This window comes from Rubritepida flocculans DSM 14296 (genome assembly GCF_000425365.1).
GTDB classification, from domain to species: Bacteria; Pseudomonadota; Alphaproteobacteria; order Acetobacterales; family Acetobacteraceae; genus Roseococcus; species Roseococcus flocculans.
The window spans coordinates 42,371-58,196 of sequence record NZ_AUDH01000009.1; the positions used below are offsets into that span (position 1 = coordinate 42,371).

Sequence of the window (15,826 nt, forward strand, 5' to 3'; positions counted from 1 at the left end):
CCCTCGCTCTCGCGGCCGGCGCGGATGTGCGAGCGTGCAGTCGAATCGCGCGTCAATGCGTGCGTGCGCAACGCTATCGGAATGCGCATCGCGCGTGTCAAACACAATCTGGAGTCGCGCGCGCATTTTCGTCGCGCGTGAGTCGCGCGCGCATCATCCGCGTGCGGCGTGTCGCGGATGCGAAGAGGGCGAGGGAGCATTCCCTCGCCCTCCCGCGGAGAGATCGGAACAGCGCGGCGCACACCCCGCTGCGCGAGCGGCGAGCTTTTCCCCGCGCGCCGCTGGTCGCGCAGCGCTAGCCGCGCTGCGCGAGCGGCACGCCCGCCTCGCGCGCCGCTGGCCGCGCAGCGCTAGCCGCGCTGCGCGAGCGGCACGCCCGCCTCGCGCGCCGCTGGCCGCGCAGCGCTAGCCGCGCTGCGCGAGCGGCACGACAGGCCGCTGCTCCACGCCGGTGTAGCGCGAGAGCGGGCGGATCAGGCGGTTGTCGGCGGCCTGCTCCAGCACATGCGCGGCCCAGCCCGTGATGCGCGAGCAGACGAAGATGGGCGTGAACATCGGGATGTCGAAGCCCATCAGGTAGTAGGCGGGCCCGGCCGGGAAATCGAGGTTGGGGTGGATGCGCTTCTCCTCCAGCATCACCCGTGCGAGCACGGCGGAGGTGTTCATCCAGCGCTTGTCGCCCACCACCTCGGCCATCAGCTCCGCATACTTCTTCATGGTCGGCACGCGGCTGTCGCCGTTCTTGTACACGCGGTGGCCGAAGCCCATGACCAGCGCCTTGTGGTCGAAGCGCTCGCGCAGCCAGGCCTCGGCGGCCTCGGGCCCCGGGATTTCCTTCAGCATGTGCATCACCGCCTCGTTCGCGCCGCCGTGCAGCGGGCCCTTCAGCGCCGCGATGGCCGCGGTGATGGCGCCATGCATGTCCGCCATGGTCGAGGTGACGGTGCGCGCGGTGAAGGTGGAGGCGTTGAAGGTGTGCTCGGCGTAGAGGATCATCGAGACGTCGAAGGCCTTGATCACCTCCTTCTGCGGCACGCGCCCGAACACCATGTGGAAGAAGTTCTCGCACCAGGGCAGGGCCGGATCGGGCGCGATGGGCTCGAGCCCCTTGGAGAGCCGGTTGGTCGCCGCCACCGCGCAGGGGATCTTCGCCAGCAGCCGCATCGCCTTGCGGCGCTGCGCGGCGTCGCTGATGTCGGCCGTCTCGGGATCCTCCATCCCCATGAAGGAGACGGCGGTGCGGATCGCGTCCATCGGGTGCGCCTCCTTCGGGAACTCCCGCAGCACGCGCAGCAGGGCGGGGCTCAGGCCCCGCTCGGCCTTCTCCGCCGCCTGGAAGGCCGCAAGCTCGGCGCGCGTCGGCAATTCGCCGTTCCAGAGCAGATAGGCGACCTCGTCGAAGCTCGCCTCCTCGCAGAGATCCTGCACCGCATAGCCGCGATAGGTGAGGCTGTTCGTCTCCGGCATCACCTTGGAGATGGCGCTGTCATCGGCATAGACGCCGACCAGCCCCTTGCGCACTTCGATGGCGTCCGACATGGCGTGTCTTCCTCTTCCCCAGTCTTGTTGCGCCGCAGCTTAAGCGCGCGCGCCGGGGCGGCAAGGTGGGGCGGCCGCGCCCTATCCGCGCGGCGCGGCGGCGCGCGCGAGCCGGTCGCGGATGGCGGGCGCGAGGCCGCCGCCCGGCACCGGCATGGCCGCGATGCCGCGCAGCCCGAGGCGACGGCCCTCCGCATCCAGCCGGCGCAGCGCGCCGAAGAGGCGGCGCGCCGCCTCGCGGTCGTCGCGCGCGAGCGAGAGCTGCTCGGTGATCGCCGCCCCTGCGAGGGGCGGGCCGAAGGCGAGCAGCGCCTCGTCCGCCGCCACCTCCCGCGCATCGAGCCGCAGCGGCAGCACGGGCGCGTAGTGCGAGAGCAGCAGGCCAGGGCTGCGCAGCGTCGGCGCGGGCGCGGCCTCGGGCGAGAGCGGCCGCCCCACGGGGCCGATCACCGCCTCGATCGCCTCCACCGGCACGCCGCCGGGCCGCAGCAGCGCCGCCCCGCCCGCGCCGAGGTCGAGCACGGTGGACTCCACGCCCACCGCGCATTCCCCGCCATCGAGGATGGCGGCGATGCGCCCGCCCAGCTCCTCCATCACATGCGCGGGGCTTGTGGGGCTCACGCGGCCAGAGCGGTTGGCCGAGGGCGCGGCCACCGGCCCGCCGAAGGCGCGCAGCATGGCGAGCGCGAGATCATGCGCGGGCACGCGCACCGCCAGCGTGTCGAGCCCCGCCCCCGCCAGCAGCTCCACCCGGCAATCGGCCCGGCGCGGCAGTACGAGGGTGAGCGGCCCGGGCCAGAAGCGCGCGGCGAGCGCGCGGGCGCGCGCATCGGCGCGCACCTCGGCGAAGGCGGAATCGGCGTCGGCGAAGTGGCAGATCAGCGGGTTGAAGTGCGGCCGCCCCTTGGCAGCGAAGATTTCGGCCACCGCCGCGGCGTTGCGCGCATCCGCGCCCAGCCCATAGACCGTCTCTGTCGGGAAGGCGACGAGCGCGCCCGCGCGCAGCAGCGCCGCGGCGTCGAGCGGATCGTCGAGCAGCGCCGTCACGCCGCCCTCAGCCCTCGCGCCCCCAGGCGATGAAGCCCTCGTTGCGGTAGCCCGGCTTGCCGTAGCGCAGCCGCGCGCCCGCGGCGTCGAACATGCGCCCGCCGGCCGCCTCCAGCACCGCCTGCGCGGCCGCCGTGTCCCATTCCATGGTGCGGCCATCGAGCCGCGGCGAGACATCGGCCAGCCCTTCCGCGATGCGCGCGTATTTGAGCGCGGAGCCCATCACCAGAGTCTCCGCCACCGGGATCGGCGGCTGGAAGCCCGCCTCGCCCGTGTCCTTGCGGTGGCTGCGGCTCGCCATGAGCGTGAGCCCCTGGGGCGGCGGGCGGCGGGCGGCGATGGGCCGGCGCACCCCGTCGCGCTCCACCCAGGCGCCGTGCCCCGGCAGCCCGGCGTAGATCGCGGGCTCGGCCGGCGCGCCGAGCACGCCCAGCGTGGCGTAGCCCTCCTCCACCAGCGCGATGCACACGCAGTATTCCGGCAGACCCGCTGCGAACTCCTTGGTGCCGTCCAGCGGGTCCACCAGCCAGAAGCGCGGCGGGGGCGGCGGGGGTTCGCCGCCCGCGGCCATCGCCTCCTCGGCGATGATGGGGATCTCGGGCGCGGCGGCGCGCAGCCCCTCGATGATGATGCCCTCCGAGAGATGGTCGGCGGCGGTGACGGGGCTCGCATCGCCCTTGCGCTCCACCGCGAAGCCGGCGCGGCGCACGGCCTCGATCGCCGCCCCCGCCTCGCGCGCGAGGCGGACGGCCAGTTCCAGGAGATCCTCGTGGGTCATGGGCGGTGGTTAGGGCCTCGGGCGGGATGACGCAATGCGCGCGCGCGCCTATCGTGGACCGACACGGAATCGCCGCACAGGACAGCCCCATGCTCGAGATCGCCTTCGCCAAGCCCGCGCTGCCGAAAGCGGGCGCCCTCGCGCTGCTGCTGCCGGAGGGGATGCCGGGCGAGGCGCCGCTCGCCGGCCTCGCCGCGCAGCTCGACGCGGCGATGCAGGGCGGCCTCGCGCGCGCGCTGGAGGCGGCGGGCTTCAAGGGGCGCAAGGGCCAGTCCGTCACGCTCTGGGCGCCGGCGCCGGGGCTCACGCGCGTGCTGGTGCAGGGCACGGGCAAGGCCGAGGGCGCGGAGTGGGAGAAGGCCGGCGCCGCCGCCGCCGCCGCCCTCGCGGCCGAGCCCGCCGCGCTGCTCGCCGCCGAGGGCGCGGACGCGACCGCGCTCGCCGCCATCGCCATGGGCGCGGTGCTGCGCCGCTACCGCTTCGACCGCTACCGCACCACCGAGAAGCCCGAGGACAAGCCGAAGCTCGCGAAGCTCACCCTCGCCACGGCCGAGGCCGCCGCCGCCCGCGCCGCCTTCGCGCCCATGAAGGCGGTGGCGGAGGGCGTCTTCCTCACCCGCGACCTCGTCTCCGAACCGGCCAATGTGCTCACCCCCGCCGTCTTCGCTGAGCGCTGCCTCGGGCTCGCGAAGCTCGGGCTGGAGGTGGAGGTGCTCGGCCCGAAGGAGATGAAGAAGCACGGCATGGGCGCGCTGCTCGGCGTCGCGCAGGGTTCGGCGAACGAGCCGCGCCTCGTCGTGCTGCGCTGGAACGGGGCCTCGGCCGGCAAGGGCAGGGGCGCGAAGGCCGAGAAGCCGGTGTGCTTCATCGGCAAGGGCGTCACCTTCGACACGGGCGGCATCTCCATCAAGCCCGCCGCCGGCATGGAGGACATGAAGTGGGACATGGCCGGCGCCGGCGCGGTGGCCGGGCTGATGGCCGCGCTGGCCGGCCGCAGGGCGAAGGTGGATGCGGTGGGGCTGCTCGGCCTCGTCGAGAACATGCCCTCCGGCACGGCCCAGCGCCCGGGCGATGTGGTGAAGAGCGCCTCGGGCCAGACCATCGAGGTGATCAACACCGACGCCGAGGGCCGCCTGGTGCTGGCCGACGTGTTCCACTACGCCATCGAGCGCTTCGACCCGCAGTTCATGGTGGACCTCGCCACCCTCACCGGCGCGATCATCATCGCGCTCGGCCACGAGCATGCGGGGCTCTTCTCCAACGACGACGAGCTCGCCGCGCGCATCGAGGCGGCCGGCCGCGCCACGGGCGAGCTGTGCTGGCGCATGCCGCTGGCCGAGGCCTACGACAAGCAGCTCAAGTCCGACATCGCGGACATGAAGAACGTGGGCGGGCGCCCGGGCGGGGCCATCACCGCCGCGCAGTTCCTGCAGCGCTTCGTGCAGGGCAAGCGCTGGGCGCATCTCGACATCGCCGGCACGGCCTGGAGCAGCAAGGACCGGGACACCGTGCCCAAGGGCGCCACCGCCTTCGGCGTGCGGCTGCTCGATCGCCTGGTCGCGGATCACTGCGAGGGCTGAGCCGTGCTGCGCCTGCGCCGCGCCGCACCGGCCGGCGCGCTGCTGCTGCGCCCGGTGCTGGAGGGCGGGCCGCCGCACCCCTCGGGCTTCGCCGGGCGGCCGGGCGAGATCCTCGACATCGGCCCGCGCGAGCGCTGGGTGGGCGCGGACGGCGCCGCCACCCCCGCGCAATGGGAGCGCGTGGGCGCGGAGTGCGTCGCCGCCGCCGGCGAGGCGGGGCGCGTGGCGCTGGACGCGCGCGGCCTGCCCGATGCGGTGGCCGTCGCCCTCGGCGTGGGGGCCGCGCTGCGCGCCTGGCGCTTCACCGCGCTGCAGGGCAAGCCGCCGCCCGGGCCGCGCCGCATCGCCCTGCTGCTCGACGACCCCGAGCGGGCGCGGCCGCTCTGGGCGCGGGCCGAGGCGGGGCTCGCCGGGACCTTTCTCGCGCGGGAACTCTCCGCCGAGCCGGCCAACCGCCTCACCCCGCGCGTTTTCGCGAGGCGGCTGAAGGCGCTGGAGGCGGAGGGGCTCTCCGTCCAGGTGATCAAGCCCGCGCGGCTGCGGCGCATGGGCGCGGGGGCGCTGCTCGCCGTGGGCGGGGCGGCGGCGGAGGGGCCGCGCCTCGTCGTGCTGCGCTGGAAGGGCGGCTTCGCCGCGCCCCCCGTGGTCTTCGTGGGCAAGGGCGTCTGCTTCGACACGGGCGGGGTGTCGGTGAAGCCCGCCGCCGGCATGGAGGCGATGCGCCAGGACATGGCCGGGGCCGCCGCCTGCGCGGGCGCGATGCTGGCGCTGGCGCGCCGCCGCTCGCCCTGCCCCGCGGTCGCGGTGCTCGCCATCGCCGAGAACGCGCTGGGGGCTGCGAGCTATCGGCCCGGCGATGTGCTCACCACCCTCTCCGGCCGCAGCGTCGAGGTGGTGGACACCGACGCCGAGGGCCGCCTGATCCTCGCGGATGCGCTGCACCACGCGATCCAGCGCTTCCGCCCCCAGGCGGTGATCGACGTGGCGACGCTGACGGGCAGCGTGATCACCGCGCTCGGCCATCACCGCGCGGGGCTGTTCGGCAATGACGCGGCGCTGGGCGCGCTGATCGCCGCGGCGGGCGAGGCGGTGGGCGAGCGCGTCTGGCCCCTGCCCATCGGCGAGCGGCACCGCGAGGATCTGCGCTCCGACATCGCGGACCTGCGGCAATGCGCGCCCGCGGGCTCCGGCGCCTGGGGAGGGCGGCTGCTGCCCGACGCTTGCCACGCCGCCGCCTTCCTGCGCGAGTTCGTGGGCGGGCTGCCCTGGGCGCATCTCGACATCGCGGGCGTGGATTCCGCCGAGAGCCCGGAGCTGCCGGCCGCCAAGGGCCAGCCCACCGGTTTCGGCGCGCGGCTGCTCGATGCGCTGATCGAGCGGCATTTCGAGGATCCGCACCGTATATAGCGGAAGGCCCACCCCGAGGGAGGAACACGCCGCATGAAGGCCGTCTGGTACGAACGCACGGGCCCGGCCCGCGAGGCGCTGGTGTTCGGCGAGATGCCCACGCCCTCGCCCGGCCCGGGCGAGGTGCTGGTGCGCCTCGCCGCCTCCGGCGTGAACCCCTCGGACTGGAAGGCGCGGGCGGGCAGCCGCCCCATGGTGGCGCCGCGCGTCATCCCGCACAGCGACGGGGCGGGCGTGATCGAGGCGGTGGGCGCGGGCGTGAACCCCGCACGCATCGGCGAGCGCGTGTGGATCTGGAACGGCCAGTGGAAGCGCGCCTTCGGCACCGCGGCGCAGTACATCGCCCTGCCCTCGGCCCAGGCGGTGCGGCTGCCCGACACCACCTCCTTCGTCGAGGGCGCCTGCCTCGGCATCCCCGCCCTCACCGCCCTGCGCGCGGTGCTCACCGATGGCGGGGTGGCGGGGCGGAGCGTGCTGGTGGCCGGCGGCGCGGGGGCGGTGGGGCATTACGCCATCCAGTTCGCGCGGCGGCTCGGCGCGCGGCAGGTGATCGCCACCGTCTCCAGCCCCGAGAAGGCGCGCCGCGCCATGGAGGCCGGGGCGGACGCCTGCGTGGACTACCGCCAGGAGGATGCGGCCGAGCGCGTGAAGGAACTGACCGACGGCCGCGGCGTGGACCGCATCGTGGAGGTGGACATCGCCGCCAACGCGCCCCTGCTGCCGCGGCTTCTGGCGCAGGATGGGCTGTGCGTCGTCTATGGCTCGGGCGCGCCCGAGTTCACCCTGCCCTTCTTCCCGATGATCCTGGGCGGCTTCGGGCTGCGGTTCTTCATCGTCTATGAGCTGAGCCCGCCCGCGCGCGCGGAGTGCGAGGCGCTGCTGACGCGCTGGCTCGCCGAGGGCGTGCTGATCCACGCCATCGCGGGGCGGCTGCCGCTCGCCGAATGCGCCGCGGCGCACGAGATCGTGCAGGCGGGCAGCGCCATCGGGAACATCGTGCTCGACATCGCCTGATGGCGGAGATCGGCTTCTACCACCTCACGCGCTCCAGCCTCGAACAGGCGCTGCCGCGCCTGCTGGGGCGGGTGCTGGCGCTGCCCGCGCGCGCCCTGGTGCTCTGCGCCAGCGAGGAGCGGCTGCGCGCGCTGGACGATGCGCTCTGGACCTGCCCGGAGCCCGACTGGCTGCCGCACGGCACGCGGGATGCGGAGTGCCAGCCCATCTTCCTCACGCTCGAGGACGCCCCGCCGGCCAATGGCGCGCAGCATCTGTTCCTGACCGAGGGGGTGGAGAGCGCGCATCTCGATCTCTACGCGCGCGTCTTCGACCTGTTCGACGGGGGCGACGCGGCGCAGGTGGAGGCCGCGCGGCGACGCTGGGCGGCGGCCAAGGCGGCGGGCCATGGGCTGACCTATTGGCGGCAGACGGCGCGGGGGTGGGAGCGGGGGTGAGTGGCTCCCCACGACGCCGCTGCGCGCCGTCGCGGGGGCCCCGGGAGAACTCCCCACGACGCCGCTGCGCGTCGTCGCGGGGGCCCCGTTGAGGCTCTGAATCTGGGAGGGTGGCGCCTCCTTCCGCGGCAGAGCCGCGGAAGGGCTCCGCCGGGGGCGAGGCCGGAGGGCGTGCGTTTCCTGGCCATTCGCGCGAGGCGCGGAGGAGGAGATGGCCGGCGTCATTCGCCCGCTCCGGGCGGAGGCGCGGCTTCGCCGCGCCGGAGCAGCGCGCCCCGCACAGGCCGGGCGCCCATGGGGCCCCCGCGACGGCGCGCAGCGGCGTCGTGGGGAACTCGGGGGGCCCCCGCGACGGCGCGCAGCGGCGTCGTGGGGAACTCAAGAATCCATCATGATCCCCGTCAGCGTCGCCATCTCGCGCCAGCGCGCCACCTCCTCCTGCTGGAAGGCGCCGAACTCCAGCGGCATCAGCGGCGCGGCGTTCAGCCCCGCCGCCACCGCGCGCGCCGCGACGGCGGGCTCGCCCAGCGCCTGCAGGAAGGCCGCGGCGATCTGCTCCACGCGCGGCAGCGCCGTGCCGCGCGGCGCGAAGAGGCCGAACCACGCATCCACCGCCATGAAGGGGAAACCCGCCTCCGCCGCCGTGGGCAGCTCCGGAAACTCGGCGAGCCGCGCCGCCGCGCCGATGGAAAGGGCGCGCAGCCGCCCCTCGCGCACCAGGCTCACCACGCCGGGCCAGGTGGAGACGTAGAAATCCACCACCCCCGCCACCGTGTCCTGCGTCGCCGGCCCGCCGCCGCGATAGGGCACATGCGTCGCGTCCATGCCGGTGCGGCGCACGAAGGTCTCCGCGATCACATGCGAGGCCGAGCCCGCCTGCGAGGAGGCGTAGGAAACGCGCCCGCCATTGCGGCCCATCGCCACCAGCCCCGCCATGTCGCGCGCGCGCGAGCCGGCGGGCACCACCGTCGCGTGGTGCACGGTGGCGAGCCGCGCGACGGGCGTGAAGCTCTCGATCACATGGTAGGGCAGGTTGCGCGCCATCCACTGGTTCGAGGCGTGGGTCTGGTTGTGGCCGAGCACCACCGTGTTGCCGTCGGGCGCGGCGCGCGCCGCGGCCTCGGTGCCGATGATGCCGCCCGCGCCGCCGCGATTGTCCACCACCACCGGCTGGTTGAGCAGCGCGCCCGCGCGCTCGCCGACCACCCGGGCCAGGATGTCGGTCGAGCCCCCTGGCGGGGCGGGCACGATCACGCGCAGCGGCGCGGATTGCGCGCGCGCCACGGCGGGCGCGGCGAGCAGCGCGAACAGCGGGCGGCGGGAAAGGCGCATCGGGGTCACTCCGGCAGGGTGGCGAGGAAATCGAGAAGATGGCGCGTCACGGCCGCGGGCTGCTCCTGCTGCACCCAATGGCCCGCGCCGGGGAGGAGGTGCACCGCGCGCATCGCGGTGCAGGCCGTGCCGTTCATCCGCTCGAGCGCGCCCGGAACCTGGTGGATGCCCCAATCCGCTGCGCCCGCGATGAACAGCGAGGGCACGGCGATGGCCTGCCCCGCGAAGGCCTCGAGATCGGCGTCGAAGCGGCGCGAGGTGCGGATGCGATACCAGTTCAGCCCGCCCTGGAAGCCGGTGCGCGCATACTCGCCCGCATAGACGGCGAGCTCCGCCTCCGTCAGCCAGGGCGCCGCGCGCGCGGGCGTGTGGGGGGCCACCGTCTGCGCCATCGTCTCGTGCAGCTTCATCACGTAGTAGGTGGGCAGCTTCGCCAGCTCCTCCGCCGTCCAGGCGGCGAGCGGGTGCGGCGCGTTGTGCGGCCAGTCCGCGCTCTTCATGTGGTAGTAGCCGCGCAGGAAGGCGGCGAGCCCCTGCGGCGCGCCGCGCATGTCGGCATCGGCCTCGGGCGTCGAGTAGTACCAGTGGTAGTGCTTGCGCCCGATGGCGGCGAGCTCGGCCTGGATGTCCTGCCCCGGCGGGGGCGCGCCGTCGCCGAGCCGCGCGGGCGGGCCGGCGAAGGGCGCGGACATCAGCACCAGGGCGGGGAAGAGGTCGGGCCGGATCAGCGCGGCATAGGCCGCGACGGGCGAGCCGAAATCATGCCCCACCAGCAGCCGCACCCGCGGCGCGCCGAGCGCGGCGACCAGCCCCATCGCGTCCCGCGCCAGGTTCATCAGGCGATAGGCGGCGAGATCGGCCTCGAAGCGCGTGTCGGCGCCGGTGGTGCGGCCATAGCCGCGCTGATCGGGCGCGACGACGTGATAGCCGGCCGCCGCGAGCGGCCCCATCACATGCCGCCAGGAATAGGCGAGCTCCGGGAAGCCGTGCAGCAGCAGGATGAGCGGCCGCCCCGGCTCGCCCGCCTCCAGCACATGCATGTGCAGGCCGTTGACGTGCCGGATGACGCGCGCGCGGAGGCCCGGCGGCAGGGGAAGGGGCGGGAGGCTCTCCTCGGTCATGGCGCGTCCTGGCGTTTCCGCCCCGAGGATAGGGCGCGAATCAGGCGGCCTCCAGGGCCTCGCTCAGCGTCAGCCACTCCGTCTCCAGCGCCTCCATCTCGCGCGCGATGGCCGCGCGGCGGGCGGTGGCGCGGGCGATGAGGTCGGGCTTGTTGCGCTCGTAGAGGCGCGGGTCGGAGAGCGCGCCGTCGATCACCCGCGCCTCCTCGCCGAGCTTCGCCATCTGCGCCTCCACGGCCTTGAGGCGCTGGCGCAGGGGGGCGAGGTTCTGGCGCTGCTCGGCGCGTTCGCGGCGTTCGTCGCGGCGCGCCGGCGCCTCGGCGGGCCTCGCCGCGCCGCGCGCGCGCTCGGCCAGATGCGCGCGGTAGTCCTCGAGATCGCCCTCGAAGGGGCGCACCGTGCCGTCGGCCACGAGCCAGAGCCGGTCGGCCACCAGCTCCACCAGATGCGGGTCGTGGCTGATGAGCAGCACCGCGCCCCGGTAGTCGGCCAGGGCGCGCACCAGCGCCTCGCGCGCGTCGATGTCGAGGTGGTTGGTCGGCTCGTCGAGGATGAGCAGATGCGGCGCCTCGCGCGTGGTCAGCGCCAGCAGCAGCCGCGCCTTTTCGCCGCCCGAGAGCGAGGCCACGCGCGTCTCCGCGCGATCGGCGTCCAGGCCGAAGCGGGCGAGCTGCGCGCGGTGCTGCGTCTCGTTCGCGCGCGGCAGCGCCTCGGCCATGTGCGAGAGCGGCGTGCCGGCGGGGTCCAGCTCATCGGCCTGGTGCTGGGCGAAATAGCCCACGCGCAGCCGCCGGTCGCGGTGCATCTCGCCCGCGAGCGGCGCGAGACGCCCCGCGAGCAGCTTGGCCAGGGTGGACTTGCCGTTGCCGTTCGCGCCCAGCAGGGCGATGCGGTCCTCCTGGTCGAGCCGGATGTCGAGGCCGCGCAGCACCACGCGCTCGCCATAGCCCGCCACCCCGTTGCGGAGCTGCAGGATGGGCGGGGGAAGCGGCTCGGGCTCGGGGAAGGCGAAGCGGGTCGGCGCCTCCTCCACGATGGCCTCGATGGGGGGCAGCTTCTCCAGCGCCTTGAGGCGGGATTGCGCCTGGCGCGCCTTGGTGGCCTTGGCGCGGAAACGGTCCACGAAGGCCTGCATGTGCGCGCGCTGGGCGGCGATGCGCGCGTTCAGCGCCGCCTGCTGCTGCGCGCGCTCGGTGCGGATGCGCAGGAAGCTCTCGAAATTGCCGGGGTAAAGGGCGATGCGGCGCTGGTCGAGATGCGCGATCGCGTCCACGCAGCGGTCGAGCAGGCCGCGGTCATGGCTGATGACGATGGCCGCGCCGGAGAATTTCCGCAGCCATTCCTCGAGCCAGAGCGCGGCCTCGAGGTCGAGGTGGTTGGTCGGCTCGTCGAGCAGCAGCAGATCGGGCTCGAGGAACAGGGCGCGCGCGAGGGAGACGCGCATGCGCCAGCCGCCCGAATACTCGCGCGAGGGGCGGGCCTGGGCGGCGGCGTCGAAGCCGAGCCCGGCGAGGATGGCGGCCGCGCGCGCGGGGGCGGCCTCGGCGCGGATGGCGATCAGCCGCTCATGGATTTCGGCGGCGCGGCCGGGCTCGGGCCCGGCCTCCAGCTCGGCCAGCAGCGCGGCGCGCTCCGCATCGGCGGCGAGCACCACCTCGAGCAGCGACTCCTCGCCCGCCGGCGCCTCCTGCGCCACATGGCCGAGGCGCGCGCGCGCGGCGAGGCGGATTTCGCCGCCATCGGGCGCGACCTCGCCCAGGATGGCGCGGAGGAGGGTGGACTTGCCCGCCCCGTTGCGCCCGACGAGGCCGATCTTGCGGCCTGTGTCCACCTGCAGCGAGGCGCCCTCCAGCAGCGGCCGCCCGGCCATGCGCAGCGTGAGGTCGCGGATCGTGAGCACCGTCATGGCGGGGGTGTAGCTTCCTCGGGGCTTGCGCGGGAAGCGGCGGCAGGCTTGAAGGCGCGCGATCCGACGTCAGAGGACGCCCCCATGGCCATCGAACGCACCTTTTCCATCATCAAGCCCGACGCGACGCGCCGCAACCTGACCGGCAAGATCAACGCGATCTTCGAGGAGAACGGGCTGCGCATCGTGGCGCAGAAGCGCATCTGGATGAGCCGCGCCCAGGCCAAGGAGTTCTACAAGGTCCACGCCGCCCGCCCCTTCTACAACGACCTGGTGGACTTCATGGTCTCCGGCCCCGTGGTGGTGCAGGTGCTGGAGGGCGAGAACGCGGTCGCGAAGAACCGCGAGCTGATGGGCGCGACCAACCCGGCGAATGCGGCCGAGGGCACCATCCGCAAGCTCTTCGCCGAGAGCATCGAGGCGAACTCGGTGCACGGCTCCGACAGCCCCGAGAACGCGGCGATCGAGATCGCCTATTTCTTCGCCGGCTGCGAGATCGTGGGCTGACAGGCCCGGCCTGACGGGGGCGGTGCGCCGGCCGCGCCGGCGCCGCCCTCGGCCGCCGCGATCGCCTCGGCCAGCGCCACCATCCGCCGCGCCCGGTCCATGATCGGGTAGTCCACGAAGCGCCCCTCCACGCGGATGGAGGCGAGGCCCTCGGCCTCGGCCGCGGCGAAGGCGGCGATGATGCGCCGCGCCCGCGCCACCTCCTCGGCGGGCGGGGAGAAGGCGGCGTTGGCCGGGGCGATCTGGTCGGGATGGATGCAGAGCTTGCCCTGGAAGCCCAGCGCCGCCCCGCGCGCGCAGGAGGCGGCGAAGCCCTCGGCGTCCGCCAGCTCGATCCAGACCGTGTCCACCGGCGCCTCGAGCCCGGCGGCGCGGCTGTGCAGCACCATCGCCGCGCGCGCGGGGGCGAGCTCCTCCTCCTCCCGCCCCCAGGCGAGGCCGAGGTCGAGCGTGTAATCCCCCGCGCCGAAGGCGAGGCGGCGCACCCGTCCGCCCAGCCCGGCCGCGGCGGCGGCCAGCTCGGGCAGGGCTGCGAGGCCGCGCGCGCTCTCCAGGATGGGCATCAGCTCGATGGCGCGGGGGGCGAGGCCGCGGGCGCGCTCCAGCGCGGCCAGCATCCAGTCCACCGCGACCAGCTCCGCCGGGGCTTCGAGCTTGGGCAGCACGATGCCGTCGAGCCAGGGCCCCGCCACCGCCTCGATGTCGCCGAAGCACCATTCGGTGGCGAAGCCGTTGACGCGCACGAAGGCGCGGGCGCGGCGCGGCCCCTCCAGCGCCGCCCGCACCGCGGCCCGGGCCGCGGCCTTGGCCGGCACGGCCACCGCGTCCTCCAGGTCGAGGATCGCGGCGTCGGCGGGCAGGGCCAGCGCCTTGCCGGCCCGCCGCGCATGGTCGCCGGGGGCGAAGAGGAAGCTCCGGCAGGGGCGAAGGGTCATGCGGCGTCTCCCCGGGTCGGTCGGGGGGCATCCTGGGGCGGGCGGGGGGCGGGGTCCAGCCGGCCGCCCCACCCTGGTCAGCCGCCGCGATCGGGCCGAGACTTCGCCCGCGCCCGCCAGAGGCGCCCGCCCCGGCACGCGGAGGCGCGGAGGAGGAGGGGAGGGAACATGTCGCGCGACGGCCAGATGGCCCTGGTGGCCTTCCTGCAGGCGCAGAACTGCTCGAACTATCCCGGTTCCTGGCGGCACCCGGCCACCATGCAGGACTATCTCGGCGCGGAATACTACCAGCGCATCGCCCGCACGCTGGAGGCGGGCTGCTTCCACATGGCCTTCTTCGACGACCGCCTCGCCATGCCCGACATCCTGGGCGACGACCATGCCGAGACGGTGCGCCACGGCATCCGCGCCGTGAAGCTCGACCTCGTCTCCATCCTCACCGCCATGGGGCTGGCCACGCGCCATCTGGGCCTCGGCGCCACCTATTCGACCACCTACTACGAGCCCTTCCACGTCGCGCGCGTCTTCGCCACGCTCGACCATCTGCTGGGCGGGCGGGTCGCCTGGAACGTCGTCACCTCGCTCAACGACAGCGAGGCGCGCAACATGGGCGCGGCGGCGCATCTCGAGCACGACCTGCGCTACGACCGCGCCGACGAGTTCCTGGAGGTGGTGCTCGGCCACTGGGATTCCTGGGAAGAGGACGCGCTGGTGCAGGACCGCGCGAGCGGCCTCTTCGCCGATCCGGCCAAGGTGCGGCGCCTCGACTTCGAGGGGCGCTGGTTCCGCTCGCGCGGGCCCTTCACCGTGCCGCGCACGCCGCAGGGCCGGCCGGTGCTGATCCAGGCGGGGCAGAGCGGGCGCGGCCAGCGCTTCGCCGCGCGCTGGGGCGAGCTGATCTTCGTCATCCAGCCGCAGCTCGAGGCCGCTCGGCGCGCCTGGCGCGCCTTCAAGGACCAGGTGGCCAGCGCCGGCCGCGACCCGGGGCGGGTGCGCGTCTGCCCCGCCATCTACGTGATTCTGGGCGAGACCGAGGCCGCCGCGGCGGAGAAGCGCGCGCTGATCGAGAGCCTGGCGCGGCCGGTGGACGGGCTCGCCCTGCTCTCGGAGGTGCTGAACGTGGACTTCTCGAAGAAGGGGCTCGACGAGGCCTTCACCGACGAGGAGCTGGCCGGCATCACGGGGCTGCAGGCCCTGCGCGACCGCGTGGTGGCGCAGTCCGGCAAGCGCAACCCGACGCTGCGGGACTTCGTGGAGATCAGCGGCCGCGGCACCATCCGGGAGTTTCCGGTCTTCTGCGGGACCGCTCCGCGCGTGGCCGAGGAGATGCAGGCCTGGTTCGAGCAGGAGGCCTGCGACGGCTTCGTGATCGCGGCCACCCACATGCCCGGAAGCTACGAGGACGTGGTGCGGCTTCTGGTGCCCGAGCTGCAGCGGCGCGGGCTGTTCCGCCGCGGCTATCAGGGCACGACATTGCGCGAGAACCTGGGCCTGCCGCGCGCCCGGCCCTTCGACTGGCGGGCTCCGGGCGGGGGGTAGCCTCCGGGCGCGCCCCGATCGCGGGCTGTTGATGCGCCTGTGTCCTGGCCCGCAGCCGCCACGCCGGGCCGCAACGCGGCGCGCCGCCCTGGGTGCGCCATCGCTGCGCCATCCGGGCGGCATGTCATGCCGACCGTATCAGTTACCCACCGGCGATCCCGACCCGCCGTGGATGAAACTGTGGCACTATGGTTTGGCTGGTGGCGAGGTCGGCATGCCGATGGTGCGCCAGAGCCCGCGTGTCAGTTTCTGTCTAGGCCGGAAAACGCTCCAGCAGCTCGATGGAGATGTTCTCCGGCCCGCGGATGAAGCAGATTCGGATGCCCGGGCGCGGCGAGTTCGGCTCCATGGTGAAGTGAACGCCCTTGGCCTTGAGGCGGGCCACCATCTCGTCCAGCCCGCCCTCCACGGCGAAGCCGAAATGGTCGATGCCCTTGTAGGGCGCGATGGGCGCCTCGGCCGCCGTGGCGTCGCTCTGGACGATGAAGATGTCCGTCCCGCCGAGCCTGAGATCGATGCGCGGCTTGCCCTGCTGCATGCTGCGGATCACCTCCGCGCCCAGCATCTCCTCGAACCAGGCGGCGGTGGCCTCGGGGTCGGGGCTGCGCAGATGGATGTGGTCGTAGCGGAGGCGGGGCATCGGCGTGGTCCTTTCCGTCGGGGAGAGGGGGAGGGGGCTCATAC

14 protein-coding genes are annotated in these 15,826 nt (G+C 74.3%); 6 read left to right on the top strand and 8 right to left on the bottom strand.

What is annotated here, in order from left to right; genetic code table 11:
- Positions 1 to 405: 405 nt before the first annotated feature.
- The 3 genes from H596_RS0110140 to H596_RS24570 all read right to left on the bottom strand — a co-directional run bounded on the left by H596_RS0110140 (position 406) and on the right by H596_RS24570 (position 3,364).
- Positions 406 to 1,539, bottom strand: coding sequence for a bifunctional 2-methylcitrate synthase/citrate synthase (locus H596_RS0110140; protein ID WP_027284796.1), 1,134 nt, complete (start codon positions 1,537 to 1,539; stop codon positions 406 to 408).
- 81 nt (positions 1,540 to 1,620) lie between these two features.
- Entirely contained in the window at positions 1,621 to 2,586 is a 966-nt protein-coding gene (locus H596_RS0110145; protein WP_027284797.1) for an L-threonylcarbamoyladenylate synthase, read from the bottom strand.
- Between the two features lie 7 nt (positions 2,587 to 2,593).
- Positions 2,594 to 3,364 (bottom strand): 3'(2'),5'-bisphosphate nucleotidase CysQ family protein, encoded by a 771-nt coding sequence (locus tag H596_RS24570; RefSeq protein ID WP_027284798.1) that lies wholly within the window; start codon positions 3,362 to 3,364, stop codon positions 2,594 to 2,596.
- Positions 3,365 to 3,453: 89 nt separating this feature from the next.
- On the opposite strand from H596_RS24570, the gene H596_RS0110155 reads away from it, so the two are divergent.
- From H596_RS0110155 to H596_RS0110170, 4 genes are read left to right on the top strand one after another with little or no spacing between them, the layout of a single operon-like run.
- Positions 3,454 to 4,944, top strand: coding sequence for a leucyl aminopeptidase (locus tag H596_RS0110155; protein ID WP_027284799.1), 1,491 nt, complete (start codon positions 3,454 to 3,456; stop codon positions 4,942 to 4,944).
- 3 nt (positions 4,945 to 4,947) lie between these two features.
- Positions 4,948 to 6,351 (top strand): leucyl aminopeptidase family protein, encoded by a 1,404-nt coding sequence (locus H596_RS21005; protein WP_051212764.1) that lies wholly within the window; start codon positions 4,948 to 4,950, stop codon positions 6,349 to 6,351.
- Between the two features lie 33 nt (positions 6,352 to 6,384).
- Positions 6,385 to 7,365, top strand: a complete 981-nt coding sequence (locus H596_RS0110165; RefSeq protein WP_027284800.1) for an NADPH:quinone reductase — start codon at positions 6,385 to 6,387, stop codon at positions 7,363 to 7,365.
- On the top strand, positions 7,365 to 7,802 hold the full coding sequence (locus H596_RS0110170; protein ID WP_027284801.1) for a DNA polymerase III subunit chi: 438 nt from the start codon (positions 7,365 to 7,367) through the stop codon (positions 7,800 to 7,802). Before H596_RS0110165 ends, H596_RS0110170 begins: the two co-directional genes overlap by 1 nt.
- A 378-nt stretch (positions 7,803 to 8,180) precedes the next feature.
- On the opposite strand, the gene H596_RS0110175 is transcribed toward H596_RS0110170, so the two are convergent.
- From H596_RS0110175 to H596_RS0110185, 3 genes are read right to left on the bottom strand one after another with little or no spacing between them, the layout of a single operon-like run.
- Positions 8,181 to 9,134 (bottom strand): Bug family tripartite tricarboxylate transporter substrate binding protein, encoded by a 954-nt coding sequence (locus H596_RS0110175; protein ID WP_027284802.1) that lies wholly within the window; start codon positions 9,132 to 9,134, stop codon positions 8,181 to 8,183.
- Positions 9,135 to 9,139: 5 nt separating this feature from the next.
- A complete protein-coding gene (locus tag H596_RS0110180; protein WP_027284803.1) occupies positions 9,140 to 10,255 on the bottom strand; it encodes an alpha/beta hydrolase in 1,116 nt (371 codons plus the stop codon).
- Between the two features lie 40 nt (positions 10,256 to 10,295).
- Entirely contained in the window at positions 10,296 to 12,161 is a 1,866-nt protein-coding gene (locus tag H596_RS0110185) for an ABC-F family ATP-binding cassette domain-containing protein (RefSeq protein WP_027284804.1), read from the bottom strand.
- Between the two features lie 84 nt (positions 12,162 to 12,245).
- Between H596_RS0110185 and ndk the strand changes: the two genes are divergently transcribed.
- Positions 12,246 to 12,668: a nucleoside-diphosphate kinase gene (gene ndk / locus H596_RS0110190; RefSeq protein ID WP_027284805.1), complete on the top strand. Its 423-nt coding sequence runs from the start codon at positions 12,246 to 12,248 to the stop codon at positions 12,666 to 12,668.
- On the opposite strand, the gene H596_RS21010 is transcribed toward ndk, so the two are convergent.
- Complete coding sequence (locus H596_RS21010; protein WP_084602669.1) at positions 12,635 to 13,603, bottom strand: HpcH/HpaI aldolase/citrate lyase family protein; 969 nt, start codon at positions 13,601 to 13,603, stop codon at positions 12,635 to 12,637. The two genes, ndk and H596_RS21010, sit on opposite strands and share 34 nt — an antisense overlap.
- 168 nt (positions 13,604 to 13,771) lie before the next feature.
- Here H596_RS21010 and H596_RS0110200 point away from each other — a divergent pair, with 168 nt between their 5' ends.
- Positions 13,772 to 15,142 (top strand): LLM class flavin-dependent oxidoreductase, encoded by a 1,371-nt coding sequence (locus H596_RS0110200; protein ID WP_027284806.1) that lies wholly within the window; start codon positions 13,772 to 13,774, stop codon positions 15,140 to 15,142.
- Positions 15,143 to 15,395: 253 nt separating this feature from the next.
- Here H596_RS0110200 and H596_RS0110205 read toward each other — a convergent pair whose 3' ends face one another.
- Positions 15,396 to 15,782 carry a VOC family protein gene (locus tag H596_RS0110205; RefSeq protein ID WP_027284807.1) on the bottom strand — a complete coding sequence of 129 codons (387 nt, stop codon included), beginning with the start codon at positions 15,780 to 15,782 and terminating at the stop codon, positions 15,396 to 15,398.
- Positions 15,783 to 15,826: the final 44 nt, after the last annotated feature.